Genomic DNA, 25,238 nt, shown 5'->3' with positions numbered 1-25,238 from the left:
CCCCTGCGAAGGGGACGGCGTTCATGATTTCTAACGACCGATTTATTGGTCGGCGGCCAAGTCTTCCAGCGACAGCGCAAGGAAGCGCGGGTTGCCGTCGCGCCGCACCAGTAGCAGCAGCGAGGTCTGGCCGGCCTCGACCGCGTTGTCGATGCGCGCCTTCAGATCGTCCAGAGTCGCGACTGCCTGCTGGCCGGCGTCGGTGATCAGATCGCCGGGTGCCAGCCCCTTGGACGCCGCGTCGGAGTCCGGGTCCACCGCGGTGACGACCAGCCCTTCGCGGTCGTCAAGGCTGTATTCTTCCGTCAGTTCCGGTGTCACCGGCGACAGGGTCAGGCCCAGCATATCACCGGTGGGATCAGGCGTTTCCGGCCCGGTGTCAGAGGCCGGGAAGGCTGTCGCCTCATCCGTCTCACGCCGGCCAAGGGTCACGTCGACGGCGACTTCCTCACCGTTGCGCAGCACCTGCAGGGGAATGGTGGCGCCGACCTCGGAATTGCCGACGCGGCGGACCAATTCGCGCGTGTCCGCGACGTCGGCACCGTCATAGGACAGGATCACGTCGCCGGCCAATAGACCCGCTTCCTCGGCCGGGCCGGGGGGCACATCGGTAATCAAGGCACCGCGCGCGCCGTCCAGCCCGTCAATGGCACTGACCATGTCCGGCGTCACGTCCTGGATTCGCACGCCCAGCCATCCGCGGCGGGTTTCCCCGAATTCGCGCAGTTGATCGACGACGTTGATGACCACGGCGGACGACATGGCAAACCCGATGCCGATGGACCCGCCGTTGGGCGACAGGATCGCGGTGTTCACCCCGATCACCTTGCCTTCCATATTGAACAGCGGCCCGCCAGAGTTGCCGCGGTTGATCGCGGCGTCGGTCTGGATGTAGTCGTCGTAGGTGCCCGACAAGGCGCGGTTGCGGGCTGACACGATGCCGGCGCTGACCGAGAAGCCCTGCCCCAGCGGGTTGCCCATCGCCATGACCCAGTCGCCCACCCGCAACCCCATGCCGTTGCTGTCGCCGAATTCGACGAACTTCAACGGCGTCGGGTATTCGACCTTCAGCACGGCGATGTCGACGTTGGGATCGGTGCCGACCAGCGTGGCGGGCAGTTGCTGCGGCGGTTGACCGTCACCCGGAAAGAACTCGACCTCAATTTCGTCAGCGCCTTCGATGACGTGGTTGTTGGTCACGATGAACCCGTCGGCGGAAATCACGAAGCCCGACCCCAGCGCCGACGACCGGCGCGGCTGACCGCCGGGCCCGTTTTCCAGATCGTTGAAGAAATCCTCGAACGGGGACCCTTCGGGCACGATACCCTGCGGCCCGGTGCGTTCCGCAACGGTGGTGGAGGTGGTGATGTTCACGACCGACGGGCTGACCTGCTCGGCAAGGTCGGCAAAGGTCAGCGGACGATCCGCGACGGAACCGGGCAACGCCTGAGTCGTCTCTGCCGTGGTCGTCTCCGGGTCGACCTGAGCCGCGCCGGGCAATGTCTGCGACAGGACCAGCGCGGTGGTCAGTGCAAGTCCCGTCAGCAAATGGCGGGGATCGGCTTGAATGACGGCTTTGGCCTGTGACCTCACGGGAGGGACTCCTTGGTATGTGGCGCGCATCGGCGTGTTCGGACTAGAACCTAGGCCGCAATGGGCGTCGCGCAAAGCCTGAATGTCGACAGTGACCGGATCGTGACATCATGTCCCGATCAGGGCGGCCAGCCAGAGCAGCGCCGCACCGGCCGCCAGCACGGCCAGTCCCACAATGCGCCTGTCACTGATCGACAGCGACCGCAAGGCGGCAAGCATGTCTTCGACAAGCGAAGGGGCCAGTGCGTACACCAGCCCCTCGATCAGCAGGACAAGGCCGAGGCCCGTCAGTGCATAGGCGATCATCGGCGTCAGTTCGAGGCATCCGCCGGCGTCGTCGGCAGCAAGCTTGCCTCCGGCTCTGGCTCCGCGGTGTCTTGCGCGGCCGCCGCGTCGTCCTGGCCTGTGATCGTCAGGTTTGCCACGCGGCCCTGGTCGGATTGCAGGTAATTGAAGAACTCTGAATCCGGGGACAGCACCATCGAGGATCGACCCTGCTCCGCAAAGCGCTCATAGGCCGCCATCGAGCGGTAGAATTCGAAGAATTCCGGGTCCGCCCCGAAGGCTTCGGCAAAGATCGCGTTGCGTTCCGCATCGGCCTCGCCTCGGGTGATCTCGGCGGTCCTCGCTGCTTCCGAGGTCAGTTCGACCACGGTCCGGTCGGCAGCGGCGCGGGTGCGCTGTGCCGCCTCGTTCCCGCGCGCCACCTCGTCGGCCGCTTCGCGTTCACGTTCGGCCATCATCCGTTCGTAGGTGGCATTCAGGTTTTCCGACGGCAGGTCGGTGCGCTTCAGCCTGACGTCGATGACCTCCAGGCCAAGGCTTGCGGCCTGCCGGATCGCGTCGTTACGGATGCGCAGCATCAATGCGGCGCGGTCGACCGACAGAATGTCGTTGCTGGACACGGTGCCCAGCACGTTCCGCGTCACGGTGCGCAGGATGCCGTCCAGACGCTGTGCGGCAAGCTCCTCTCCTCCGGCACCGACGGCCCGGCGGAACTGTTCCACGTCGGAAATTCGGTAGCGCGCAAAGGCGTCGACGATCAGACGACGGTCATCCGACGGCGTGACCTCAAGCGGTTCAAGGTCGCGCGACAGGATGCGGTCGTCATAGCGCGCAACATTCTGGATAAAGGGAATCTTGAACCCCAGTCCCGGAGCTTCCTGCACCTTCACGATCTGGCCGAATTGCAGGACAAGCGCTTTCTGCCGTTCGTCCACAAAATAGACGGACGAGACGCCGACCACGATGAAGACCAGCAGAACCGGCAATAGCAAAACGGATTTACGCATCAGTTCGTCCCTCCGGGTGTGGTCACATTGGTCGTCGCTGCGGCAGGTGCGGCAGATTGACCGGCGGCGCGGCCCGCGTTGCTGCCAAGCTCGTTCAGCGGCAGGTAAGGCACGACACCCTGCCCGGACTCGCCGTCGAGGACGATCGTGTCGATCCCCCCCAGCACGTCTTCCATCGTTTCGAGGTAGATACGCTTGCGGGTCACTTCGGGGGCCTTCTCATATTCGGACAGCACGGCGGCAAAACGGCTCGCCTCACCGGCGGCCTCGTTGACGACGCGGGCGCGGTAGCCTTCGGCCTGCTGGATCAACTGGTCGGCCTGGCCGCGGGCTTCCGCCTCGACCCGGTTGGCGTAGGCGTCGGCCACATTGCGCAGACGGTCGCGTTCCTGCTCGGCGTCCTGCACCTGACGGAACGACGCGATGACCGGCTCTGGTGGATCGGCGCGGTCGAAGTTGACCCGCACGATGTTGATGCCGGCTGCATAGCTGTCGAGCGTCGTCTGGATATCGGTCCAGAGCCTGCTTTCGATGCTGCCACGGTCCCGGTTCAGGATCGGTGCAAGGTCGGTCTGTGCGATGATCTCTCGCATGGCGGATTCAGCCACGGCCTGCACGGTCACGGCTGGATCGGCGAGGGTAAAGAGGAAATCCTCTGCATCCTTCACATTCCAGACCACCTGAAAGTCGATGTCGACGATATTCTCGTCGCCCGTCAGCATCAGTCCGGCCTCTTCTCCCGTGCGGCCTTCACCGACATCGAAGGACCGTTCCGTCGTGACCTGAATGACCTCACGCGTCACGAATGGCCAAGGTGCAAAATTCAGGCCGGGCCCGTTGGTGGACTGGTAGCGTCCGAACAACAGCTCGACCGATTGCTCGTCGGGCTTGACGGTATAAAACGATGCCACGCCCCACAGCACGACCGCTGCCAGCACGCCAAGGCCGATGGTCCCGCGTGTCAGCATCGGGCCGCCGCCGCCGCCGGTGCCGTTCGGTCCCTTGCCGCCCCGACCGCCCATCAGCACGCGCAATTGTTCACGGCCCCGGTTCATCAGTTCGTCGATTTCGGGAATCTGCGGTCCTTCACCCGGCCTGCGCGGTGGTCGCGGCGGAGGAGTCCCACCGTTGCCGCCGCCGTTGCCCCGATTGTCGTCGCCGCCGCCCCCCCAGGGGCCCCCGCCATTGCCTGCCATCGTGTGTCAGTCTTCCTTGATGCTACGACCCTGTTCGGGTCCGTCTTTGTTCAAATCGGGCCACCGGCCCGGAAATTCAAGTTGTGCGTACCGGCTTGCGCATGGTGACAAGCTCTTCGGCCATCGTCGGATGCACGGCACAGGTGCGATCGAAATCCTCTTTCGTTGCACCCATCTTGATCGCGATGGCCGCCATCTGGATCATTTCGGCCGCGTGGTCCGCGACGATGTGACACCCCAGCACCTTGCGGGATTCAACGCTGACGATCAACTTCATCAGCACCCGCTGCGGCGTATCAAGGAATGCGGTCTGCATCGGGCGGAAGGCGGTGGAATAGATCTCCACCTCTTCGCCGCGGGCGATGGCATCGTCCTCCGTCTCGCCCACGGTGCCGAGTTCGGGCTGGGTGAAGACGGCAGAGGCGATGAGGTCGTGATCCACCGGCGACGGGTTGCCCTTGAAGACGGTCTCGACGAAGGCCATGCCCTCGCGGATCGCCACGGGGGTCAGTTGCACCCGGTCGGTCACGTCGCCGATGGCATAGATCGAAGGCACGTTCGTCTGGCTGTATTCATCCACGACGATTTCGCCGTGACGGCCGATGGTCACGCCGGCGTCTGCCAGTCCGAGGCCGTCCGTGTTCGGCGCACGGCCCGTCGCGAACAGGACGTGATCGAAGACCGTCTCGTCCCCGTTCGTCGCCCGGGTCCAGATCGGCCCTGCCGCGTGGCCATCGGTAAAGCTTTTCGGATTGCCGGCCAGCGCGCTGGATTCTCCCGCGGGCGCGCCCATCGTAGCCGTGGCACCGGCGGCGGCGTCCGATCCGGCGGGGGTCGGTCCGCGCGGTGCCTGATCGGCCGGGCAAAGTTCGATCACCGTCGTGCCGGTGTGCAGGTCGATACCGCGATGACGCATGGATTCCGCCAGCAGGCCTCGCGCCTCGTCGTCGAAGCCTTTCAGGATCTGTGCGCCGCGGTGATACATCGTCACCTTCACGCCCAGCCCCGCCATGATGCAGGCGAATTCGCAGGCGATGTAGCCACCGCCGATGATCAACAGCGTTTTCGGCAATTTTTCCAACAGAAACATGTCGTTGGACACGATGCCCAGATCGCAGTTCTCCATCTCGGGGCGCGTCGGATGGCCGCCGGTCGCGATCAGGATATGCTTTGCCGTGACGGTTGTACCGTCGGCCACCGCGACGGTGTGGGCGTCCTTCAGCACCGCACGGCAGTCGTGGATATCGACCTTTGATCCGTTCAGCAGGTTGCGATAGACCTGTTCCAGCCTGTCGAGTTCCTTGTGCAGCTTCGACCGGAACCGGGTCCAGTCAAAGTCGCCGACCGTCGCATCCCAGCCGTAGCCCTGAGCCTCCACCACCTTTTCGGCGTAGCCCGACGCATAGACCATCAGCTTTTTCGGGACGCAGCCGCGGATCACGCAGGTGCCACCCATGCGGGATTCCTCGGCAAGGCCGACCTTTGCGCCCGTCTCGGCCGCCATGCGTGCGGCGCGCACCCCGCCAGAGCCGCCACCGATGACGAAAAGGTCGTAGTCGAAGGACATGAAGGGCTCCGTTCTTGCAAATGCCGCCGTCAACCTAGACGCATCGACCGGGAAAGGCCAACGCCCCTTGCGCAAACGTGTCCGGGGCGCTTTGGCCCATCAGTTGCCGGATCGTCGCCCCCGGTCCACTCATCCGCGCGTGTCATCGCGACGTGCAAACGCTAGTGGTCCGGATCGGCAAAGAGGTTGTCGTCGTCGAGGAAGTCGTAGCGCGTCTCGTCCGTCTGGCCCTTGTTGATGTCCTGCACCTCGACCCGCCCGTCGCCATAGCCGGTGATGACGATGTCGCAGATGTCGATGAACAGCCCGTTTTCGACGACGCCCGGTATCTGGTTCAGCACGAGGCTGAGCTGGCGCGCATTGCCGATCCGGTTGAGGTGCAGATCGAGGATGTGATTGCCTTCGTCCGTGATGAAGGGCGTGTGCCCGTTCATCCGCAGCGACGACGTGGTCCCCAGCACGTCCATGCCGATCAGCGCCTCCTCGACCAGCGCCTTGGATGTCTGCCAGCCGAAAGGGATCACCTCGATCGGCAGCGGGAAGGCCCCGAGCGTCTCGACCTTCTTGGAAATGTCGGCGATCACGATCATCTGATCCGAGGCAGTCGCCACGATCTTTTCCTGCAACAGCGCGCCGCCGCCGCCCTTGATCAGGTTCAGCGCGTGGTCGTATTCGTCCGCACCGTCGATGGTCAGGTCCAGCCACTTCGCCTCGTCCAGAGAGATCACCTGGATTCCCACGTCGCGGGCCAGTTGCGCCGTGCGACTGGAGGTCGGCACGCCCTGAATTTTAAGGCCTTCGTCGCGGACAAGCTCGCCCAGGCAACGCACCAGCCAGGCGGCGGTCGATCCGGTGCCCAACCCCAGCTTCATGCCGGATTGGACAAAGTCGCAGGCACGTTTTGCTGCGACGAATTTCGCCTTGTCGATGGGGGACAGATCTGCGGGCATGGGCTGGCTCCTTGGCTTGACGGGCGCGTTATAACGCAGGACGCGCACCGCGACAGGGGGAAACGGTTCGTGCGGCCAAAGCAGGGGACCGGTGGCACGGAACCCTTCGACTGCGGTTTTCGTTCATTGAACGACGGCCGAAAGGTTTTTTCAATGTTGCAGCAGGTTTCCACCGAGGACAGTGCGCGGGCGGGTGCGCGTCAAGTCACCGTCCTCAAGGGCATCGGCACCGCCGTTCCACCCCATGTGATGACCCAATCCGACGTGCTGGACCGGGCCCGCGCCCTGTTGGCCCCGACATATCCATTCTTCGAAAAATTGGTCCCGGCGTTCGAGAATGCCGGCGTCGACACGCGCTACAGCGTGATGCCGATGGACTGGTATGCACAGGATCACGGCTGGTCCGACCGCGGAGCCGCCTACATGACCGGTGCTGTTGCCTTGTTTGTCGCGGCTGCCAGCGATGCCTTGCAGGCCAGCGGCTTGACCGCCGATCAGGTCGACACCGTCGTGACCGTCTCGTCCACCGGCATCGCCACCCCGACGCTCGAGGCGCAGGCTTCCAAGGCGATGGGCTTTCGCCGCGACGTGCACCGGGTGCCGGTCTTTGGGCTGGGCTGTGCGGGTGGCGTGTCTGGCCTGTCGATCGCACGCCGCCTTGCCGCCGCCGATCCCGGCAGCACCGTTCTGATGGTCGCGGTCGAGACCTGTTCGCTCTCGTTTCGGTCCGATCGCCTGCAAAAGTCCGATGTCATCGCGACAGTCCTGTTCGGCGACGGTGCCGCCGCCGCGGTAATCGGTGCCGGCACCGGCAGCGCAGGCGAGGTTGCACTGCACGAGGGGCACGAGCATCTGTTTCCCGACACCTTGCCGATCATGGGATGGGACGTGGACGACACCGGCCTCGGCGTGATCTTCGACCGGTCCATCCCCGGTTTCGTCACCGCAGAATTCCGGCCCGCCGTCCTGTCCATGCTGCATGAGGCCGGGTTGGACGTGCACCAGGTCGACCGCTTCGTCTGTCACCCCGGCGGCACAAAGGTCGTCGAGGCGATCGAGGCGACGATGGACCTGACGCCCGGGACGCTCGACGCCGAACGGGCCACCCTGCGCGATTTCGGCAACATGTCCGCGCCGACAGCGCTCTTCGTCCTCAAGCATGTGCTGCAAGGCGGTCAGACCGGCCGACTGGCACTCTGCGCGCTCGGGCCGGGATTCACGGCCGCGCTGCTGCCCATGACGGTCGCCGCGTGACGACCGGCACCGTCCTGTTTCTGGCCTTCATCGTCCTGCAGCGGCTGGGCGAGCTGGTCATTGCCCATCGCAACACGGCCCGCCTGATGTCGCGCGGCGCGCGCGAGGTCGGCGCGGGCCACTATCCGGTCATGGTCGCGATGCACACCGCATGGCTGCTAGCGCTTCTCGTGTTCGGCTTTCATCAGACGCTGCACATGGGCTGGCTGGCGGTCTATGCCGTGTTGCAGGTGTTCCGGGCCTGGATCCTCGGCACGCTGGGGGCGCGGTGGACCACGCGCATCATCGTCCTCGACGCACCGATCGTGACGCGCGGCCCCTTCCGGTTCATCCGGCATCCGAACTATGCGCTTGTCGTGGCCGAGATCATCGTGGCCCCCCTGGTGCTGGGTCTCATCTGGGTCGCCGTCGTCTTTACGGTCCTGAACGCGGCGATGCTTTATCATCGTATCGGGGTCGAGGATGCCGCGTTGCGCAACAAGGGCCGTCACGCGGATGGCCAAGCGCGCATCTAGTGTGTCGCTTTCGGACTGACGCCACCGCCGTGGGCGGTTAGTGTCTGCGCATGGAATCCCTCCGCCTGCATTACGCCCCTGACAACGCCTCGCTCTGCGTCCGGCTGGCGCTCGAGTTCACAGCGATGCCCTATGCAACGACGCTGGTGGACCGCGCCAATGCGGGCCAGCGGGATCCCGAATATCTCGCCCTCAATCCCGCCGGCCTGATCCCCACGCTCGAAACACCGCATGGTCCGGTGTTCGAGACGGGTGCGATCCTCCTCTGGCTGGCGGATCAGCGGCCGGGCAAGCTGTTTCCGGCGGCCGATGCGCCTGACCGGGGCCAAGCGCTCAGCTGGCTGTTCTGGATGGCAAACACGCTGCATCCGACGCTGCGCACCCTGTTCCATCCTGAACGGTTCCTGCCGGCCGCACCCTCCAGCCTGCGACACGCCGCGCGGTACCGCATCGCCGAACACCTCGACCTGCTCGAGGCGGAATGGTCCCCGGACCACGTTCTTCAGATGTGCTACCTCGCGCCGATGCTGCGTTGGCCGGCGCTTTACGGCGGACCGACAGAATGGTTCGACCTGTCTCATTGGCCCCGCCTGCATCTGTTCGCGCAGGTGTTCGAGGCGATGCCTGCCGTCCGCCGCGCCGCCGCTGCCGAAGGCCTGGGTTCGACGCCTTTTTCCTACCCGCATCCTGCCGATCCGCCTGAAGGACGCCCCTGCTGATGTTTCTGTCCGTCTTCGACATGTTCAAGGTGGGGGTCGGTCCGTCGTCGTCGCACACCATCGGCCCGATGGTCGCCGCCGCGCGGTTCCTCGATCACCTGCGCGCGCAGCCCTTCGCGGTGGCGGGCGTGCGCGCCTCGCTGCACGGCAGCCTGGCCTTCACCGGGGTCGGCCATGCCACGGATCGGGCAGTCATCCTCGGCCTTGCCGGGATAAGGTCCGACACCTACGACGCCGACGCGGCAGAGGCCGCGCTGGCCGCGGTCAAAGACACCCATACCATCGCGCCCAACGGGCTGCCCGTGCTGCGGTTCCACCCCAAGGACGACCTGATCTTCGATTACGGTCCTGCCCTGCCTGGCCACGTGAACGGCATGATCTTCAAGGGGTTGGACGCGCAGGGTGATACGATTACCCAAGTGACTTACTATTCCGTTGGCGGCGGCTTCGTGTTGACGGACGCCGAACTTGCCGCCGGCAAGGACACCGATCACGGACCGCCGGTCCCCTGGCCGTTCAAGACGGCGGCCGAGATGGTGCAGATGGCTGAGACATCCAACAAGACCATCGCGCGGCTGAAGCGCGAGAACGAGTTGAGCCGTCGCACGGTCACCGACCTTGACGACGGGTTGCAGCGGATCTGGGCGGTGATGAATACCTGCATCGACCGGGGCCTTGCAACCGATGGAATCCTGCCGGGCGGGTTGAAGGTGCGGCGCCGGGCCAAGGGCATTCACGACGCCCTGTTGGCCGAACGCGGCCTGAATCAGCCCGCACCGCATACCATCAACGACTGGATGTCCGCCTACGCCATGGCGGTGAACGAGGAAAACGCCGCCGGCGGTCAGGTCGTCACCGCGCCGACGAACGGGGCGGCCGGCGTCGTGCCTGCGACGATCCGCTACTGGCTCGATCACGTGCCGGGGGCTGCGGCAAGCCGGGTCCCAGACTTCCTGTTGACCGCCGCCGCCATCGGTGGGCTGATCAAGTTCAACGCCAGCATATCCGGTGCCGAATGTGGCTGTCAGGCCGAGGTGGGGTCCGCTGCCGCAATGGCCGCCGCCGGGCTTTGCGCCGTGCTGGGTGGCACACCCGCGCAGATCGAGAACGCGGCGGAAATCGCGCTGGAGCACCACCTTGGCATGACCTGCGATCCGGTCCGGGGTCTGGTGCAGGTGCCCTGCATCGAACGAAACGGCCTGGGGTGCATCAAGGCGGTCTCTGCGGCCAGCCTTGCCCTGCGGGGCGATGGCGTGCATCTGGTGCCGCTGGATGCGGCGATCGAGACGATGCGCCAGACCGGTGCCGACATGAGCGAGAAATACAAGGAGACCGCCCTTGGCGGTCTGGCCGTCAATGTCCCGAATTGCTGAAGGCCCGCGCGGCACACGCGGCCTTGTCCTGAATGTTCGGCGTGGGTTCGGCAGGTGCGTGGCCGATCTATGACCCACACCGACCGCATCCTGCCCGGCATCGTGCTGATGCTCGGTTTCTGCGCCACGGCCCCGCTGATCGACGCGGCGTCCAAGCTAGCGGCGCAGACGCTGCCGGTCGGCCAGATCACGACCGCCCGATTTGTCGTGCAGGCAGCCCTGATGGCTCCGGTGTGTCTGGCGCTCGGTCAGTCACTGCGCTTGCCGCGCGGGTCGGGTTGGGCGCTGATCGCCCGGGCGCTCTGCCTCATCGCCTCGACCTACTGCTTCGTCGCCGCCCTCACCGTCATGCCCATCGCAGACGCGCTCGCCATCGCCTTCGTGGAGCCGTTCCTGCTGCTGATCCTCGGCAACCTGCTGTTTCGCGACCCCGTCGGACCGCGCCGGATCGCCGCCTGCGCCGTGGGGTTCGCGGGATCGCTGCTGATCATCCGACCGAGCCTTGCCGCCTTCGGCCCGCTTGCGCTGTTTCCACTGGGCACTGCACTGTTCTTCGCGCTTTACATGCTGGTCACGCGTAGCTTGTCGCGGCGGATGCATCCGATCGCCATGCAGTATCACACCGCCACGGTCGCCACCGCGATCTGCCTGCCGGTCATGCTGCTGGCCGCTGGACGCGACTGGCCGACGCTGTCGCCGATCATGCCGCAAGGCCTCGCCTGGGTCTGGCTGGCGGGCGTAGGCGCCGCATCGGCCGTGGCGCATCTGATGATGACCTACGCCCTGCGCGCCGCCCCCGCCGCTACACTGGCACCGCTCCACTACCTCGAGATCGTCAGCGCCGTCGCCCTCGGTTATCTGATCTTCGCCGATTTCCCGGACGTTCTGACATGGGTCGGCATAGCCGTGATCGTGGGGTCCGGCCTTTACATCATCGCACGCGAAAGACACACGGCCCGGCAACCCGCGACCGTCGCCATCGCGGTCGGCCTGACCCCGCAAGACCCCACCCCATGAAGCCGGATCGCCCGCTTGCCGGGATGGGGCTGATGCTGCTGTTCTGCCTCGCGGCTCCCTTGGGCGACGGCATGGCCAAGCTGCTGGGCGGCAGCATCGGCCTGCTGGTGCTGATGCTGGCGCGGTTCGCCACGCAGGCGATCCTGCTTGCACCGGTCTGCGTCCGCCACGGCACGTCCCTGCGTCCGCCGCCCGGCACCCGCGCGTGGGTCTGGTTGCGCAGCCTGCTGCATGTCGCCGGCATGGGGCTGATGTTTGCGGCCCTACGTGTCCTGCCGCTGGCCGATGCGCTGGCCATCGCCTTCGTCATGCCCTTCATCGCTCTGCTGCTGGGCTGGTTTCTGCTGTCAGAGGCGGTCGGTGCCCATCGCATCGGAGCCTGTGCCGTGGGCTTTGTCGGCACGCTGCTGGTGATCCAGCCGAACTTCAGCGCGGTCGGTGCGGCGGCGCTGTTGCCGCTGGGGGTCGCCGTAAGTTTTTGCGGGTTCATGCTGGTGACCCGGCATCTGTCGGGGCGGCTTGGCGCGATCCGGATGCAGGCGATCAGCGGCTGGCAGGGCAGCCTTGTCGTGGGGGCCGCACTGCTGGTCTGGCCGGGTCCGGGCCTGACAGCCCTGCCCGTCACCGGGTCCGACTGGACGCTTCTTGCCGTCATGGCCGTCTTGGGGGTCGGGGCCCAGCTTGCGATGACGGCCAGCCTGACGCTCGCCCCGGCGGCAACCCTGGCCCCAATGCAGTATCTCGAGATTCCGTTCGGCGTCGCGATCGGCTGGATCATGTTCCGCGATCTGCCGGACGGTGTGGCGCAACTCGGAATTGCGATCACCGTAGCCGCCGGGCTTTACGTCATCGCGCGCGAACGGCATCTGTCACGACAGCCCATGCCGCCCGTGGCAGGGTCAGCAGCACCGGGCCTGTCACGTCCAGACGCACGACAGGCCGCGCCACCGCGTTAGAACTGCTGACGACCCCGTCCGGTGCCATCCGCCGCGCCGCTAGGTCCCAGCGCAACCCGTCACTCGTCACGCGCGCCGGACCCAACGGCAGCAGGGCCGCGCGGTCGCCCGGCCTCAGATGCCAGACGCTGTTCCCTTCGGGCAACAGGACGCAGACGTCATCTCGCACGATCAGGACGACATGACAGGCCCGCAGCCGCGCCAGCACGCCCAGCACCGATAGCGTGTGATCCAGCCGTCCGCCCAGAAACCCCGCCGCCATGATCAGGGAGGCCTGGATCCGGGTCAGGCATTTCTCGAAATCCGTGGTGTCCTGTTCGTCGATCGGGTGCAGCACATCGGCAAAGGCCTGCCGCGCGGCAGGGCTGGCGGAATCCATGTCGCCGATCACCGCAAGCGGCTGCAATCCCTTGCGCAGGGCGTGATCAGCCCCGCCATCGGCGGCGACAACGGATGGTGCAACCTTTAGGCAGATGTTAAGGTCACTGTCGTCTAGATCGGCACCACCGATCAGCGTGACTGGGGATGCGACGTGAACAATCGTGGTGATCATGGTATATTGTCCCTTTGGGGACGACATTCCTTGAAAGTGACATGGAATCAACCCCTCGCGACCGTTGCACCGTTCCGGTTTGCGAACCAATTGCTGGTAAACAGGCTGTCACTGGGACTGGCAGAAAGCGAGCGAAAGCATGGTTGAGTCGAGCAAGATTCTTACCGTTTCCTACGGCACCTTCTCGTGCACGCTGGAGGGATTCGACGATTCCTTCTCAACGATGAAGGCGATCGCAGAATATTTCCGTGACCTGGCTGCGGGCGACCGGTATTTCGGAGCCGAGCCCCCCACGCCCGATGCCGAGATGTTGACCCGCATCGCAGAACGCGAGATCTCTCGCCGGGTCGAAATGCGGACCAGCGACACCGGGATCGTCCTGCGTGTGTCGGACGCAACACCGCAGACGCAGGTGGCGGCCCAGGCAACCCCGTCCACGGACCAACCGGTTTCGCAAGCTGCGCCACAGTCACAGACCGATCCGGCCGATCAAGCTGGGGCCGCCGATGATGGCGACGCCGCACCCGTCATGCCACCCGCCCCGCGCCGCCCGCAAGGGCGCGACGGGATTCGCGAACAGGCCCGTGCCGTGGCACAGGACGCCGATCTGACGCAGGATGAACCCGCCCGTCCCCGCGCAGAGGTGCCGGCCCACCCGGATTCGGAAAGCGTTGCAGCCAAGTTGCAGCGTATTCGCGCAGTCGTCGGCGGTGTGGTGCCACCCGTGGCGACACCTTCTCCGTTCGTGGAGGATCTGGAAGACCTGCCGGAGGCCGTCGATACGCCGGACACCGCCAGACCCATGGCCGACGCCGTGGCCGATCCCGCAAACTCCGACTCGCAGATGGCCGATGCTGGACAGGACACGGCGCAGGATGCCGATCCAGACGTCACGACGACCGATGACGTGGACGACCGTCCTGAACTGGATGCTGCCCCGTCCTCTGCGCCCTCGATGTCAGACAGCGAGACCGATGCGGTCATCGCGCGGGCGATCGCCGTTTTCGATGGTCTGGACGACGTCGCCAAGACCGAGCCCACGCAGGCGGAGGCCGACGATCAAGCGGTGCTCGCGGAGGACGACGACGACGATGCCGGCACCGACGCAGAAGCGCCGACGCGGGATGCGGATGCGGATGAGACCGACGATCAGATCAGCGCGGTTCTGCGCAATCTGCAGCGCGCCGGCCTGCGGTCGCCTCATCGGGATGCAACGCCCTCCGCTGCGCCAGAAGCCGAGTCTTCCGTCGCAGACCGAACGGTAGATGCGCAGCCCCCGGCGCAGCCGGCACCACGCGGCCGCATCCTGCGGGTGACCCGTCGTCCGCGTCCTATGAATGACGCCGAGGACCAGGCCGCTGCTGCGGAGCCGACACCAGCCGCCGTGCCGGAGCGGGAGACGGCACCGCGCGACGACGCGGCCACCACCACCGCCTCGATCTCGGCAATGCTTGCGAAGAGCCGGCAAACGCAGGGTGACATGGATGCAGCCGCGCCTTCACATGATGCATCCGACCCATTGGATTTCGACACCGCGGGCATCGATTTCGACGACGAAGCCGACGGCCCTATGATCGACGGCCAGATCATCGATGGCCCGATCATCGACGGCGAAGCCGACGGACCGGCCATCGCCAAAGACCAGCCCGAAACCGACCTTGATACCGGCTCTGCGGCGACGACATTCGAGACGTCTGTCGCGGCCCTCGATGGTGCTTCGGACCTGCCCGAATTCGATCGCACCCCTGCCGGCAGCACGTTATCTGAAGAGGACGAGGCGGACCTGCAGCGTACGCTTGCCGCATTGAAGCACGAGGCAGAGATCGTCGTATCGACCGCCGCGCCCTTGGCGACGTCTGCCACGCCACCATTCGATGCGGCCGAGCAGTCACCGAAGATGCGTCGCGACCCGCTGCCCGATCCGTCAGAGGCCGAGATGACGCGGATCATGTCGCAGGCCAACGAAGAGCTTGCCGATCCCGAAGCGAGCCGCCGCCGCAACGCGATCGCGCACCTGAAGGCCGCGGTTGCCGCCACGGAAGCGGCACGGCAGTTGGGCGACAAGGCCGTCACGCCGGTCGCACCTGAAGGAGTCTTTCGTGACGACCTCGAACAGGTGGTGCGCCCCCGTCGCGCACCGCGCGCCGATGCCGCCGTCGAACGCAGCGAACGCCCGCGTCCTGCCCCGTTGAAGCTGGTCGCAAGCCAGCGCATCGATTTGGAAGACGCACCGGCCCCCACACCGGTCCAACCGCGGCGGGTCGCGATGACCAGTCCGGCACCGGCGGAGGATGCGGACAACTTCGCCGCATTCGCTGAAAGCATGGGGGCGACCAGCCTTCAGGATCTGCTGGAAGCGGCTGCCGCCTACACGGCCTACGTCGAAGGGTCGGAGGATTTCTCTCGGCCGCATATCATGCAGAAGGTGCGTCAGACCGTGACCGAGGACTTCAGCCGCGAAGACGGGCTGCGGTCGTTCGGCACCCTGCTGCGGCAAAACCGGATCGAACGATCCCGCAACGGCCGCTTCACGGTGACCGACGGCAACCGGTTCAAGCCCGAGGCGATCGCTGCAGGGGCTTGAGCGCGGGACACCGCAAAACGAAAGGCGAGGGGATATCCCCTCGCCTTTTTGCGTGCCGCCATGACGTCAGACCGGTCCCGGACGAAGGATCAGTCCCGGTCGTCCGGGTCCGGCTGGCCAATGCCCTTGAAGATGCTGCGGAACGGATAGGCCCACAGGACACCCAGCCCGACATAGATGGCAAGTTCCGTCAGGAACGACGGACGATCCAGCGTCGATGTGACCGTCACCGCGACGATGATATAGGCGGGCAGTCCCAGCACGAGGATGATCAGCGCCCACCGCTTGCGGGCCTTGTAGCTGAGGTTCGCGAACCAGCCCTTCATCGCGCGGCGAAGGGATCGGTGACGAGGATCGTGTCCTCGCGTTCGGGCGAGGTCGACACCAACGCCACCGGGCAGTCGATCAACTCCTCGATCCGGCGCACGTATTTGATTGCCTGGGCCGGCAGGTCGTTCCAGCTTCGCGCGCCTTCGGTCGATTCGGACCAGCCGGGCATTTCCTCGTAGATCGGCTTGCAGCGGGCCTGCTGGTCGGCGGCCGTGGGCAGATAGTCCAGCACCCGCCCGTCCAGATCATAGCCGGTGCAGATCTTCAGTGTCTCGAACCCGTCCAGCACGTCAAGTTTGGTCAGTGAAATGCCCGACACGCCCGAGGTCGCGCAGGTCTGCCGCACGAGCGCTGCATCGAACCAGCCACAGCGTCGCTTGCGGCCCGTCGTGGTGCCGAATTCATGGCCGCGCTGGCCCAGTTTCTCTCCGTTGTCGTCCAGCAATTCGGTCGGGAAAGGGCCTTCGCCGACGCGGGTGGTGTATGCCTTCACGATGCCGAGGACGAAATCGATGGCGCCCGGCCCGACACCCGTGCCCGTCGCCGCCTGCCCCGCGATCACGTTGGATGACGTGACGAAGGGATAGGTGCCAAAGTCGATGTCCAGCAGCGCGCCCTGCGCGCCTTCGAAAAGGATGCGCTTGCCGGCCTTGCGGGCATCGGCCAGCACTTTCCAGACCGGGGCCGCGTATGCGAGGATCGCCGGCGCGATCTCTCTCAACCGCGCCAGCAGGTCGTCGCGGTCGATGGGATCGAGGCCAAGGCCCCGGCGCAAGGCATCATGGTGCACCAGAGCGCGATCGACGCGCAGTTCCAGCGTGGCGGCATCCGCCAGATCCGCCACGCGGATCACACGACGGCCGACCTTGTCCTCGTAACATGGCCCGATGCCGCGCCCAGTCGTGCCGATCTTGGCCACGTCGGCCTGATTTTCGCGGGCGCGGTCCAGCTCTCCGTGGAAGGGCAGGATCAGCGGAGTGTTTTCCGCGATCATCAGGGTTTCTGGCGTGATCTCGACCCCCTGCCCACGGAGACCCTCGATCTCTTTCAGCAGGTGCCAGGGGTCGAGGACGACGCCATTGCCGATGACACTCAGCTTGCCGCCGCGCACGACACCGGACGGAAGCGCGTGCAGCTTGTAGACCTTGCCGTCGATGACCAGCGTGTGGCCGGCGTTGTGACCGCCCTGAAAGCGCGCGACCACGTCGGCCCGTTCGGAAAGCCAGTCCACGATCTTGCCTTTTCCTTCGTCGCCCCACTGGGCGCCGACGACGACAACGTTTGCCATGATATCAGGTCCTATGTCGGAAAATCCGTTGCCCGCTATATGCTTCTCTGCCCCGGCATGAAACCGAAAAAGCGCGCGCCGTCACGCACCGGGTCCGGGCCGCCCTTTGGGGTTGCGGCAAGGGGGCGTAGGGCATAGATAGCGCCGAACCGCAGACAACCGCCAGGCCAGCCGTCATGCAATACGAAAACATCGTCCTCGTCATCCACCTGATCCTTGCGTTGACGCTGATCGGCACCGTGCTGCTGCAGCGGTCCGAGGGCGGTGGCCTTGGCATCGGCGGCGGTGGCGGTGCGACGACGGGTCGCCCGGCCCCCACGGCGATGGGCAAGGTGACGTGGATCCTGGCCATCGGTTTCATCGCGACCTCGATCGCATTGACGATCATCGCGGCGGAAAACGCGGCCGGTGCGTCGGTCGTCGACAGGTTGCAGGACGCACCCGCCGCCGAGGCCCCGGTGTCGCCCGACCTTGGCGACAATCTGCTGCCGCCTTCGGCCACGGATGCGCCGCTGGTCCCGTCGGGCAACTAGGGCGCCGTTACCACAACAACTGGCTGCCCTGCGGGGCGGCACACCACGATCTTGCGTCATGGGTTGCGCAGGCTGGCTGTTCTCGGCTATCCTTAAACCCCGTGATGATGCGATTCCAAGGGGTCGCAGGTCGACAATATTGACACGCACGGGGGCCCTTCCATGGCACGTTTCATCTTCATCACGGGCGGGGTTGTGTCCTCTCTCGGCAAGGGATTGGCGTCCGCGGCGCTGGGTGCTTTGTTGCAGGCGCGCGGCTACACGGTCCGCCTTCGCAAACTCGACCCCTACCTGAACGTCGATCCCGGCACGATGTCCCCGTTCGAGCATGGCGAGGTTTTCGTGACCGACGACGGCGCGGAAACCGACCTCGACCTGGGCCATTACGAACGCTTCACCGGCGTCGCGGCCCGGATGAGCGATTCCATCAGTTCCGGCCGGGTCTATTCCACGGTGCTGGAAAAGGAACGGCGCGGCGATTACCTCGGCAAGACGATCCAGGTCATTCCGCACGTCACCAATGAAATCAAGGACTTCATCCGCATCGGCGAGGATGAGGTCGATTTCATGCTGTGTGAGATCGGCGGCACCGTGGGCGATATCGAAGGGCTGCCCTTCTTCGAGGCGATCCGCCAGTTCGCACAGGACAAGCCGCGCGGCCAGTGCATCTTCATGCACCTGACCCTGCTGCCCTATCTGGCCGCCAGTGGCGAGTTGAAGACCAAGCCGACCCAGCACTCCGTCAAGGAATTGCGCAGCATCGGTCTGGCCCCCGACATCCTTGTCTGCCGGTCCGAACATCCGATCCCGGAACGCGAGCGCGAGAAGATCGGCCTGTTCTGCAACGTCCGCAAGGATGCCGTGATCGCCGCCTACGACCTGAAGTCGATCTACGAGGCACCGCTAGCCTATCACGCGCAGGGTCTCGATCAAGCGGTGCTGGATGCCTTCGGCATCTCGCCCGCACCGAAGCCTGATCTCACGATCTGGCACGACGTGGCCGACCGCATCCACAACCCCGAAGGCGAGGTGCGCGTCGCCATCGTCGGCAAATACACGCAACTGGAAGACGCCTACAAATCCATTGCCGAGGCGCTGACCCACGGCGGCATGGCGAACCGGGTCAAGGTGCGGATCGACTGGGTCGATGCGGAACTCTTCGACCGCGAGGATGCGGCCCCCTATCTGGAAGGGTTCCACGCGATCCTGGTCCCCGGCGGCTTTGGCGAGCGTGGCACCGAAGGCAAGATCAAGGCCGCGCAATTCGCCCGCGAAAAGGGCGTGCCCTATCTTGGCATCTGTCTTGGCATGCAGATGGCGGTGATCGAGGCGGCGCGCAACGTTGCAGGCCTGACGACCGCAGGGTCAGAGGAATTCGACCACGAGGCCGGCGTCAAGCGGTTCGAGCCGGTGGTTTATCACCTCAAGGAATGGGTACAGGGCAACCAGACCGTCGCGCGCAGATCGGATGACGCCAAGGGCGGAACAATGCGTCTGGGGGCCTATGATGCCGTCCTGCGCGAAGGCTCAAAGGTCGCAGGTGTCTATGGCACCACCGCGATCGAGGAACGCCACCGCCACCGCTACGAGGTCGACACCAAATATCGTGAAAAGCTCGAGGCGAAGGGCCTGTGCTTTACCGGCATGTCGCCCGACGGCAAGCTGCCCGAGATCGTCGAATGGTCGGACCATCCGTGGTTCATCGGCGTGCAGTTTCACCCCGAGCTGAAATCGAAGCCCTTCGCGCCGCACCCCCTGTTTTCCGATTTCGTGCGCGCCGCCGTGGTAAATTCGCGACTTGTCTGACCCTTCTTCTGGTCGGAAATATCCTGGGGGTGTGGGGGCAAAGCCCCCGCGACACAGACCGTTCAGACGAAAATGGCGCACCGAACCGGCGCGCCATGTCTTCAATCAAGCGCCCAATGTCAGAAGTTGAAGCGCCGCGTGACCAGAACGCTGGCTGTGGTCGCTGAATCGCTGCCCTGTGTCACGATGGGGCTGTCGGCCGCGTCATTGGTGAATTCGTCGTAGCGCAGCTTGCCCTGCAACCCCCAATCCTCAGAAAAGGCGTAGGATGCGCTGGCCTCGATCCCGCGCGACAGCATGCCGCCGGATGCATCGAAGGCCGTCAGCGTATTTCCATTGCCGGCCTCGGCAGCGGTGACGCCGAAATAGGTCTGCGCGTAGTCGTCATCACCGTAGAACAGACGCGGGCCGACCCGCAGTTCGACCGGATCGGAGGGGCGGAAGATGAGGTCGGCACCGACTTCTCCGACCAACGATTCGTGACCGGTGACGCCGTAACGGGCCAGACCGAACACCTGGAAGTTCTGGGTCGCATAGGTCAGGCCGCCGCCGAGTTCGAGTGCCGCGTCGATCGGCGTTGTCCCGGCCAGTTCACGATACTTCACGCCATCGCGTTCACCGATGAACCGGACCGATCCGGAAAAGCCAAAGCCTTCGGGCGCGCCGCCTTCGGCCCCGCCAAAGCGCAGCGGACCGAAGTTCAGTTCCTGCACGGCAAAGGTGCCGCTGACCCCGACCTCATTTTCATCCGAACCGAAATAGCCGGGAGCGGACTGCGGGCCGATGCCGACGATGAATGTGTTCTGCGCGAAAGCCGCCACAGGCAAAGAAGCTGCGAAAATCGCTGCGGGCAGCAGGCGGGTCAGGGACATGGTGAGACTTTCCGGGATTTTGAAGCTGTCGTTTCGACTTTAGCACCAAAGCCCGGCGCCGCAAGGCTTCCCGCGCCGCGCACAACAGGTTAGGGCAATGAGATGCTGTCCTATCAACACGCCTATCACGCCGGGAACCTGGCCGATGTCCACAAACACGCCCTGCTGGCGTGGATGCTGGACTACATGGTGCAAAAGCCCAAGGCGCTGTCCTACCTCGAAACCCACGCCGGACGCGCCGTCTATGACCTGTCGGGGCCAGAGGCTGCCAAGACCGGCGAGGCGGCCCAAGGCATCGCACTTGCACAAGGTTGGTTCGCCGCCGACCATCCCTATGCCCGTGCGCTGGCAAAGACCCGCGCCGATCACGGCGCGCAGGCCTATCCAGGCAGCCCCCTGATTGCGTTGAACACGCTGCGGTTCGAGGACGAGGTGACGCTGGCCGAATTGCACCCGGCAGAGGCGGAGGCGCTACGCGCCGCCCTGCCCGGCGTGACCGTCAGCCAGACAGACGGCTTCGCGATGGCACTGTCCCGCTGCCCGCCCGATCCGCGCCGCGGCCTGCTGCTGTGCGACCCAAGCTGGGAGGTGAAAACCGACTACGACGATGTGCCGGAATTCCTGCGCAAACTGCACCGCCGCTGGCCTGTCGGCGTGCTGGCCCTGTGGTATCCTGTGCTGACCGATGCGCGGCACAGGCCGATGCTGCGCGCGCTGCACCGGCAGTTTCCCGACGCAGTCTCTCATACGGTCAGCTTTCCGCCGGCCCGGCCCGGCCACGGCATGGTCGGATCGGGCCTCTTCGTCGTGAACCCGCCCTTCGGATTCGTGGACGAAGCCAACGCCCTGTCACGGCTTTTTGCGCGCGTGGCACCGCAGACCTGACCGCGCACCCTTTCCGCATGGTCAGGGCCGCCCTATAACAGGGTCATGTTCGCAGACCTCCTCCGGCGCATGACCGCCCCCGCCCCCGACCGCATCCCCGATGCCGATGCCCGCCTGGCGCTTGGTGCGCTGCTGGTCCGCCTTGCCCGCGCCGACGGCCATTATGACCCGGTCGAGAAAGACCGGATCGAGGCGATCCTGCGCTGCCGCTACGACCTGACCGACGCCAGCGACCTGCGCCTGCAATGCGAGGGGCTGGAGGCGGAGGCCCCGGACACCGTGCGCTTCACCCGCGCCATCAAGGACGCAGTGGACTACGAGGACCGGCTTGGGGTGATTGCCGCGATGTGGCAGATCGTGCTGGCCGACGGGTCCCGCGACGCGCAGGAAGACAGCATCATGCGCATGGTCGCCCCCATGCTGGGCGTGACCGATCAGGACAGCAACGCCGCCCGCCGCCGGATCGAAGGGTCCGCATAGAACCCGTTGCCTTTGCACGCAATCTGCGGTCTGATCGCGCCTCATGAACCAGACAGCCACACCCGTCATCGCGATCCGCAACCTGCACAAGGCCTATGGCACTCTCGAAGTGCTGAAGGGCGTCGACATCACGGCCCATGCGGGCCACGTCGTGTCGCTGATCGGATCGTCCGGCTCTGGCAAATCGACGCTGTTGCGCTGCGCCAACCTGCTGGAGGACAGCCAGCAAGGTGACATCGTCTTCGACGGCGAACCGGTGAAGTGGAAGGGCGAGGGTCTGCACCGCCGCCCCGCAGACCACGCGCAGATGATCCGCATCCGCACGAACTTGTCTATGGTGTTCCAGCAGTTCAACCTTTGGGCGCACATGACGATCCTGCAAAACGTGATGGAGGCGCCGCTGACCGTCCTGAAACGCGACCGGACCGAAGTCGAGGACGCCGCGCGCCGCTATCTGGCCAAGGTCGGGATCGACGACAAGGCCGACGCCTATCCCGCCCAATTGTCGGGTGGCCAGCAACAGCGCGCCGCTATCGCACGCGCACTGTGCATGGAGCCCAAGGCGCTGCTGTTCGACGAACCGACAAGCGCGCTGGACCCAGAGCTGGAGCAGGAGGTCGTCCGCGTCATCCATGCGCTGGCCGAGGAAGGCCGCACCATGCTGATCGTGACCCATGACATGCGCATGGCAGGCGACGTTTCGGACCACGTCGTGTTCCTGCATCAGGGTGTGATCGAGGAACAGGGTGCGCCCGGCGATCTGTTCACCCATCCACAGACCGACCGGCTGCGCGGCTTTTTGTCGGCGAGCCTACCCGCCTGAAAGGCACATGCACCGCGACTGCCGCTGCGTCATCCCAACACCTCTTGCCATCGGCGCTTTTTCGCATAACCCTTTCGCGATCAACGGGGCCGCAACGTCGGTCCGACCAACCGGGAGACGACAATGAAGACACTCACACTGACGACCGCAGCGCTGGCGCTGTTCGCAGGGGCCGCTGCAGCGCAGGACGTCGTGCGGCTGGGCACGGAAGGTGCCTACCCTCCGTACAACTTCATCAACGACGCAGGCGAAGTCGACGGGTTCGAACGGGCGCTGGGCGACGAGCTGTGCGCGCGCGCGGAACTGACCTGCACCTGGGTCACGAATGACTGGGACAGCATCATCCCGAACCTCGTGTCAGGCAACTACGACGCCATCATGGCCGGCATGTCGATCACGCCAGAGCGGGAAGAGGTCATCGCCTTCTCCGACCCCTACACTCAACCAGATCCCAGTGCGTTCCTCGGGATGGATGACAGCGCCGACCTGAGCACCGGTGTCATTGCCGCACAGACCGGCACGATCCAGGCGGGCTATGTCGCCTCCGAGATGCCGGGCGCCACGTTGCTGGAATTCGCCACGCCCGAGGAATCCGTTGCCGCCGTCCGCAATGGCGAGGCTGATGCGGTGCTGGCCGACAAGGCATTCCTCGACCCCGTCGCCGCAGCGGACGATGCGCTGTCGCTGGTGGGTGAAGACGTTCTGATCGGTGGCGGCATCGGAGTCGGCCTGCGCCAGACCGATACAGAGCTGAAGGCCAAGTTCGACGCGGCGATCCAGTCGATGAAGGACGACGGCACCCTGAACACCATGATCACCGACCTGCTGCCGGGATCGGCCACCTTCTAGGCCACACGCACCGCGCCTTCGTGATAGGCGCGGTGCATCCCTTTCATCTGGCAAAATAAACTCAATATCCAGCGGCAAGGAACGCGCCCATCTTCCAGTATTGCGCAGACCCGGCCAGCCTGTCTGGCGTGACGTGGCTCTCCTGCTACCTGACGACGGGCAAGCACATGGGGATCTACTGGTCCGTCGGCGTCGTGCTGCTGCTGCTGGCGATCACCGCCCCGCTGGCATTGCTGTTCGGCTATGGCGGTGCATCCGCCGCGCGCAGTCCCTTCGCGCCGTTGCGGTGGTTCGGCAAGACCTACATGGCGATCGTGCGCGGGGTGCCGGATATCGCGTTCTTCCTCTTTTTCGTCATCGCACTGGATCAGGCCGTCGAATACCTGCGCCACAAGGCCATGTGCCCCGGCTGGGACATGCCTGTGCGACAAGGCAACGATTTCGTCGTCTGCCCGCAGGCCAAGCTGCCGCTGGGCAATGCAGCGCAATGGGTGCATGAATCCTACGGCTTCGGGCTGGCGGTCATCACCTTCGCCATTGTCTTCGGGGCCTTCGCGGCCAACGTCCTGTTCGGCGCGATGAAGGCCGTCCCACGCGGCCAGCTTGAAACCGCAGAGGCCTACGGCATGTCGCGCCGGCAGGTCACGCGCCGCATCCTCGTGCCGCAGATGTGGGTCTATGCCCTGCCCGGTCTGTCGAACCTATGGATGGTGCTGATCAAGGCGACGCCCTTGCTTTTCCTGCTCGGGGTCGAGGATATCGTCTATTGGGCGCGCGAACTGGGCGGCAGCAAGACACCGACCTTTACCGACTACCCGCACGGCGACTGGCGCATGTGGTATTTCGCGGCGCTGCTGATCTTCTATCTGCTGTTGACCAAGGTGTCAGAGGTCGTGCTGGGCCGCGTCATGAACCGTCTGACGTTGGGCCAGGCGACGGCGGGTGGCGAAGCGCAACGCAAGGCCGCCGCATGAGTTGCTGGCAGACCATCGCGGACTACGGGTTGCGCAGCCTCGGCATCGGGGAACGGCTGCTACCGCGGAGTGATTTCACGCTGTGCCAGCAATTCACCCTGATCGGGTCGGGCATGATCTGGAACATCTACTTCGGCATCCTGGCATTGGCCGCCGGATTCCTGCTGGCGACCGCGCTGGCGCTTGGCAAGGCGTCGCGCCACACCGGTCTGCGCAAACCCTCCGAATGGTTCATCTTCATCTTCCGGGGCTCGCCCCTGTTCATCCAGTTCTTCTTTGCCTACTTCCTGTTTCTGTCGCTGAAAGTTGTGGCACCGGTCTTCGGCCTCTTCACCTCGGCCTGGGCGGGGGCGTTGGTCGTGCTGTTCTTCAACACCGCCGCCTATTCAGCCGAAATCTTTCATGGGGCCCTGCTGTCGATTCCCAAGGGCGATACCGAGGCCGCCGACGCCTATGGCCTGTCCGGCTGGTCGCGCTTCCGCCGGGTGATCTGGCCGACGATGCTGCGCCTCGCCTGGCCCGCCTATACGAACGAGGCGATCTTTCTGTTTCATGCCACCACGCTGGTCTTCTTCTCTGGCTTTCCCGCGCTGCAACAGCGCGGCGACGCGCTGTATTATGCCAACTACTTTGCCGACAAGACCTTCAATCCCTTCGTCCCCTATCCGATCCTTGCGGGCTATTTCATCATCCTGACGCTGACGGTCATCACCTGCTTCGGTGTCGTCAACGCGCGGCTGAACCGCCATCTGCCGCAGGATCAACGCCGGCGGCTGCGTATCCGTCCGCAGATCATCCGCTGACCCAAGGGGCAGGTTGCCCTGCCCGA

The 25,238-nt window shown here is 65.2% G+C and carries 25 protein-coding genes; 15 read left to right on the top strand and 10 right to left on the bottom strand.

The features are described 5' to 3' along the window. Positions 1 to 42: 42 nt before the first annotated feature. The 6 genes from ACOI1H_RS08915 to rpiA all read right to left on the bottom strand — a co-directional run bounded on the left by ACOI1H_RS08915 (position 43) and on the right by rpiA (position 6,598). Positions 43 to 1,623 carry a Do family serine endopeptidase gene (locus tag ACOI1H_RS08915; RefSeq protein WP_422436765.1) on the bottom strand — a complete coding sequence of 527 codons (1,581 nt, stop codon included), beginning with the start codon at positions 1,621 to 1,623 and terminating at the stop codon, positions 43 to 45. A gap of 78 nt (positions 1,624 to 1,701) precedes the next feature. After that, positions 1,702 to 1,899 carry a DUF2065 family protein gene (locus ACOI1H_RS08910; RefSeq protein ID WP_422436764.1) on the bottom strand — a complete coding sequence of 66 codons (198 nt, stop codon included), beginning with the start codon at positions 1,897 to 1,899 and terminating at the stop codon, positions 1,702 to 1,704. Between the two features lie 5 nt (positions 1,900 to 1,904). After that, positions 1,905 to 2,885: a protease modulator HflC gene (gene hflC, locus ACOI1H_RS08905; protein ID WP_422436762.1), complete on the bottom strand. Its 981-nt coding sequence runs from the start codon at positions 2,883 to 2,885 to the stop codon at positions 1,905 to 1,907. After that, complete coding sequence (gene hflK, locus ACOI1H_RS08900; RefSeq protein ID WP_422436761.1) at positions 2,885 to 4,081, bottom strand: FtsH protease activity modulator HflK; 1,197 nt, start codon at positions 4,079 to 4,081, stop codon at positions 2,885 to 2,887. The genes hflC and hflK overlap by 1 nt, the downstream gene beginning before the upstream one ends. A 76-nt stretch (positions 4,082 to 4,157) precedes the next feature. Further along, positions 4,158 to 5,648: an FAD-dependent oxidoreductase gene (locus ACOI1H_RS08895; RefSeq protein WP_422436760.1), complete on the bottom strand. Its 1,491-nt coding sequence runs from the start codon at positions 5,646 to 5,648 to the stop codon at positions 4,158 to 4,160. 161 nt (positions 5,649 to 5,809) lie between these two features. Next, on the bottom strand, positions 5,810 to 6,598 hold the full coding sequence (rpiA, locus tag ACOI1H_RS08890; protein WP_422436759.1) for a ribose-5-phosphate isomerase RpiA: 789 nt from the start codon (positions 6,596 to 6,598) through the stop codon (positions 5,810 to 5,812). Positions 6,599 to 6,751: 153 nt separating this feature from the next. On the opposite strand from rpiA, the gene ACOI1H_RS08885 reads away from it, so the two are divergent. The 6 genes from ACOI1H_RS08885 to ACOI1H_RS08860 all read left to right on the top strand — a co-directional run bounded on the left by ACOI1H_RS08885 (position 6,752) and on the right by ACOI1H_RS08860 (position 12,432). Then, positions 6,752 to 7,852: a type III polyketide synthase gene (locus ACOI1H_RS08885; protein WP_422436757.1), complete on the top strand. Its 1,101-nt coding sequence runs from the start codon at positions 6,752 to 6,754 to the stop codon at positions 7,850 to 7,852. Then, complete coding sequence (locus ACOI1H_RS08880) at positions 7,849 to 8,367, top strand: isoprenylcysteine carboxyl methyltransferase family protein (RefSeq protein WP_422436755.1); 519 nt, start codon at positions 7,849 to 7,851, stop codon at positions 8,365 to 8,367. The genes ACOI1H_RS08885 and ACOI1H_RS08880 overlap by 4 nt, the downstream gene beginning before the upstream one ends. 50 nt (positions 8,368 to 8,417) lie before the next feature. After that, positions 8,418 to 9,086: a glutathione S-transferase family protein gene (locus ACOI1H_RS08875; protein ID WP_422436753.1), complete on the top strand. Its 669-nt coding sequence runs from the start codon at positions 8,418 to 8,420 to the stop codon at positions 9,084 to 9,086. After that, a complete protein-coding gene (locus tag ACOI1H_RS08870) occupies positions 9,086 to 10,459 on the top strand; it encodes an L-serine ammonia-lyase (RefSeq protein ID WP_422436751.1) in 1,374 nt (457 codons plus the stop codon). The genes ACOI1H_RS08875 and ACOI1H_RS08870 overlap by 1 nt, the downstream gene beginning before the upstream one ends. A gap of 69 nt (positions 10,460 to 10,528) precedes the next feature. After that, positions 10,529 to 11,476, top strand: coding sequence for a DMT family transporter (locus tag ACOI1H_RS08865; protein WP_422436749.1), 948 nt, complete (start codon positions 10,529 to 10,531; stop codon positions 11,474 to 11,476). Continuing rightward, entirely contained in the window at positions 11,473 to 12,432 is a 960-nt protein-coding gene (locus ACOI1H_RS08860; RefSeq protein WP_422436748.1) for a DMT family transporter, read from the top strand. Before ACOI1H_RS08865 ends, ACOI1H_RS08860 begins: the two co-directional genes overlap by 4 nt. On the opposite strand, the gene ACOI1H_RS08855 is transcribed toward ACOI1H_RS08860, so the two are convergent. Further along, positions 12,323 to 12,985 carry a thiamine diphosphokinase gene (locus ACOI1H_RS08855; RefSeq protein ID WP_422436746.1) on the bottom strand — a complete coding sequence of 221 codons (663 nt, stop codon included), beginning with the start codon at positions 12,983 to 12,985 and terminating at the stop codon, positions 12,323 to 12,325. The genes ACOI1H_RS08860 and ACOI1H_RS08855 overlap by 110 nt on opposite strands. Before the next feature lie 139 nt (positions 12,986 to 13,124). Here ACOI1H_RS08855 and ACOI1H_RS08850 point away from each other — a divergent pair, with 139 nt between their 5' ends. Then, on the top strand, positions 13,125 to 15,569 hold the full coding sequence (locus ACOI1H_RS08850) for a hypothetical protein (RefSeq protein ID WP_422436744.1): 2,445 nt from the start codon (positions 13,125 to 13,127) through the stop codon (positions 15,567 to 15,569). 89 nt (positions 15,570 to 15,658) lie between these two features. Here the strand turns inward: ACOI1H_RS08850 and ACOI1H_RS08845 are convergent, their stop codons facing one another. Both ACOI1H_RS08845 and ACOI1H_RS08840 read right to left on the bottom strand, forming a co-directional pair. After that, entirely contained in the window at positions 15,659 to 15,895 is a 237-nt protein-coding gene (locus tag ACOI1H_RS08845) for a DUF2842 domain-containing protein (protein ID WP_422436742.1), read from the bottom strand. Next, positions 15,892 to 17,187, bottom strand: a complete 1,296-nt coding sequence (locus ACOI1H_RS08840; protein ID WP_422436740.1) for an adenylosuccinate synthase — start codon at positions 17,185 to 17,187, stop codon at positions 15,892 to 15,894. Before ACOI1H_RS08840 ends, ACOI1H_RS08845 begins: the two co-directional genes overlap by 4 nt. Positions 17,188 to 17,363: 176 nt before the next feature. Here ACOI1H_RS08840 and secG point away from each other — a divergent pair, with 176 nt between their 5' ends. Both secG and ACOI1H_RS08830 read left to right on the top strand, forming a co-directional pair. Beyond that, positions 17,364 to 17,720: a preprotein translocase subunit SecG gene (secG, locus tag ACOI1H_RS08835; RefSeq protein ID WP_422436738.1), complete on the top strand. Its 357-nt coding sequence runs from the start codon at positions 17,364 to 17,366 to the stop codon at positions 17,718 to 17,720. A 162-nt stretch (positions 17,721 to 17,882) separates the two neighbouring features. Continuing rightward, positions 17,883 to 19,526 (top strand): CTP synthase, encoded by a 1,644-nt coding sequence (locus ACOI1H_RS08830; RefSeq protein ID WP_422436736.1) that lies wholly within the window; start codon positions 17,883 to 17,885, stop codon positions 19,524 to 19,526. 119 nt (positions 19,527 to 19,645) lie between these two features. On the opposite strand, the gene ACOI1H_RS08825 is transcribed toward ACOI1H_RS08830, so the two are convergent. Next, positions 19,646 to 20,398, bottom strand: a complete 753-nt coding sequence (locus ACOI1H_RS08825; RefSeq protein WP_422436735.1) for a MipA/OmpV family protein — start codon at positions 20,396 to 20,398, stop codon at positions 19,646 to 19,648. A 102-nt stretch (positions 20,399 to 20,500) separates the two neighbouring features. Here ACOI1H_RS08825 and rlmJ point away from each other — a divergent pair, with 102 nt between their 5' ends. The 6 genes from rlmJ to ACOI1H_RS08795 all read left to right on the top strand — a co-directional run bounded on the left by rlmJ (position 20,501) and on the right by ACOI1H_RS08795 (position 25,212). Next, positions 20,501 to 21,283 (top strand): 23S rRNA (adenine(2030)-N(6))-methyltransferase RlmJ, encoded by a 783-nt coding sequence (rlmJ, locus tag ACOI1H_RS08820; protein ID WP_422436733.1) that lies wholly within the window; start codon positions 20,501 to 20,503, stop codon positions 21,281 to 21,283. A gap of 45 nt (positions 21,284 to 21,328) precedes the next feature. Next, the gene (locus ACOI1H_RS08815; RefSeq protein WP_422436731.1) at positions 21,329 to 21,763 is read left to right on the top strand and encodes a TerB family tellurite resistance protein; all 435 of its coding nucleotides are present in this window, start codon (positions 21,329 to 21,331) and stop codon (positions 21,761 to 21,763) included. A 43-nt stretch (positions 21,764 to 21,806) separates the two neighbouring features. Beyond that, positions 21,807 to 22,586, top strand: a complete 780-nt coding sequence (locus ACOI1H_RS08810) for an ABC transporter ATP-binding protein (protein WP_422436729.1) — start codon at positions 21,807 to 21,809, stop codon at positions 22,584 to 22,586. A 123-nt stretch (positions 22,587 to 22,709) separates the two neighbouring features. Next, positions 22,710 to 23,435, top strand: a complete 726-nt coding sequence (locus ACOI1H_RS08805) for a transporter substrate-binding domain-containing protein (RefSeq protein ID WP_422436727.1) — start codon at positions 22,710 to 22,712, stop codon at positions 23,433 to 23,435. A gap of 89 nt (positions 23,436 to 23,524) precedes the next feature. Next, the gene (locus tag ACOI1H_RS08800) at positions 23,525 to 24,409 is read left to right on the top strand and encodes an ABC transporter permease (RefSeq protein WP_422436801.1); all 885 of its coding nucleotides are present in this window, start codon (positions 23,525 to 23,527) and stop codon (positions 24,407 to 24,409) included. Continuing rightward, positions 24,406 to 25,212, top strand: coding sequence for an ABC transporter permease (locus ACOI1H_RS08795; RefSeq protein ID WP_422436725.1), 807 nt, complete (start codon positions 24,406 to 24,408; stop codon positions 25,210 to 25,212). Before ACOI1H_RS08800 ends, ACOI1H_RS08795 begins: the two co-directional genes overlap by 4 nt. Positions 25,213 to 25,238: the final 26 nt, after the last annotated feature.

Source organism: Loktanella sp. DJP18, assembly GCF_049310965.1.
Lineage (GTDB): Bacteria > Pseudomonadota > Alphaproteobacteria > Rhodobacterales > Rhodobacteraceae > Loktanella.
This window is presented reverse-complemented; position numbering and strand designations above follow the sequence as displayed.

Excerpts from the sequence above, each read along its gene's own strand:
- ACOI1H_RS08865 (WP_422436749.1), top strand. The coding sequence starts at position 10,529 with ATGACCCACACCGACCGCATCCTGCCCGGCATCGTGCTGATGCTCGGT.
- ACOI1H_RS08885 (WP_422436757.1), top strand. The coding sequence starts at position 6,752 with ATGTTGCAGCAGGTTTCCACCGAGGACAGTGCGCGGGCGGGTGCGCGT.
- ACOI1H_RS08875 (WP_422436753.1), top strand. The coding sequence starts at position 8,418 with ATGGAATCCCTCCGCCTGCATTACGCCCCTGACAACGCCTCGCTCTGC.
- ACOI1H_RS08845 (WP_422436742.1), bottom strand. The coding sequence starts at position 15,895 with ATGAAGGGCTGGTTCGCGAACCTCAGCTACAAGGCCCGCAAGCGGTGG.
- ACOI1H_RS08915 (WP_422436765.1), bottom strand. The coding sequence starts at position 1,623 with ATGCGCGCCACATACCAAGGAGTCCCTCCCGTGAGGTCACAGGCCAAA.
- rpiA (WP_422436759.1), bottom strand. The coding sequence starts at position 6,598 with ATGCCCGCAGATCTGTCCCCCATCGACAAGGCGAAATTCGTCGCAGCA.
- ACOI1H_RS08810 (WP_422436729.1), top strand. The coding sequence starts at position 21,807 with ATGAACCAGACAGCCACACCCGTCATCGCGATCCGCAACCTGCACAAG.
- ACOI1H_RS08855 (WP_422436746.1), bottom strand. The coding sequence starts at position 12,985 with ATGATCACCACGATTGTTCACGTCGCATCCCCAGTCACGCTGATCGGT.
- ACOI1H_RS08825 (WP_422436735.1), bottom strand. The coding sequence starts at position 20,398 with ATGTCCCTGACCCGCCTGCTGCCCGCAGCGATTTTCGCAGCTTCTTTG.
- hflC (WP_422436762.1), bottom strand. The coding sequence starts at position 2,885 with ATGCGTAAATCCGTTTTGCTATTGCCGGTTCTGCTGGTCTTCATCGTG.
- rlmJ (WP_422436733.1), top strand. The coding sequence starts at position 20,501 with ATGCTGTCCTATCAACACGCCTATCACGCCGGGAACCTGGCCGATGTC.
- ACOI1H_RS08815 (WP_422436731.1), top strand. The coding sequence starts at position 21,329 with ATGTTCGCAGACCTCCTCCGGCGCATGACCGCCCCCGCCCCCGACCGC.
- ACOI1H_RS08830 (WP_422436736.1), top strand. The coding sequence starts at position 17,883 with ATGGCACGTTTCATCTTCATCACGGGCGGGGTTGTGTCCTCTCTCGGC.
- ACOI1H_RS08795 (WP_422436725.1), top strand. The coding sequence starts at position 24,406 with ATGAGTTGCTGGCAGACCATCGCGGACTACGGGTTGCGCAGCCTCGGC.
- ACOI1H_RS08805 (WP_422436727.1), top strand. The coding sequence starts at position 22,710 with ATGAAGACACTCACACTGACGACCGCAGCGCTGGCGCTGTTCGCAGGG.
- ACOI1H_RS08840 (WP_422436740.1), bottom strand. The coding sequence starts at position 17,187 with ATGGCAAACGTTGTCGTCGTCGGCGCCCAGTGGGGCGACGAAGGAAAA.
- ACOI1H_RS08860 (WP_422436748.1), top strand. The coding sequence starts at position 11,473 with ATGAAGCCGGATCGCCCGCTTGCCGGGATGGGGCTGATGCTGCTGTTC.
- ACOI1H_RS08870 (WP_422436751.1), top strand. The coding sequence starts at position 9,086 with ATGTTTCTGTCCGTCTTCGACATGTTCAAGGTGGGGGTCGGTCCGTCG.
- ACOI1H_RS08910 (WP_422436764.1), bottom strand. The coding sequence starts at position 1,899 with ATGATCGCCTATGCACTGACGGGCCTCGGCCTTGTCCTGCTGATCGAG.
- hflK (WP_422436761.1), bottom strand. The coding sequence starts at position 4,081 with ATGGCAGGCAATGGCGGGGGCCCCTGGGGGGGCGGCGGCGACGACAAT.
- ACOI1H_RS08850 (WP_422436744.1), top strand. The coding sequence starts at position 13,125 with ATGGTTGAGTCGAGCAAGATTCTTACCGTTTCCTACGGCACCTTCTCG.
- ACOI1H_RS08895 (WP_422436760.1), bottom strand. The coding sequence starts at position 5,648 with ATGTCCTTCGACTACGACCTTTTCGTCATCGGTGGCGGCTCTGGCGGG.
- secG (WP_422436738.1), top strand. The coding sequence starts at position 17,364 with ATGCAATACGAAAACATCGTCCTCGTCATCCACCTGATCCTTGCGTTG.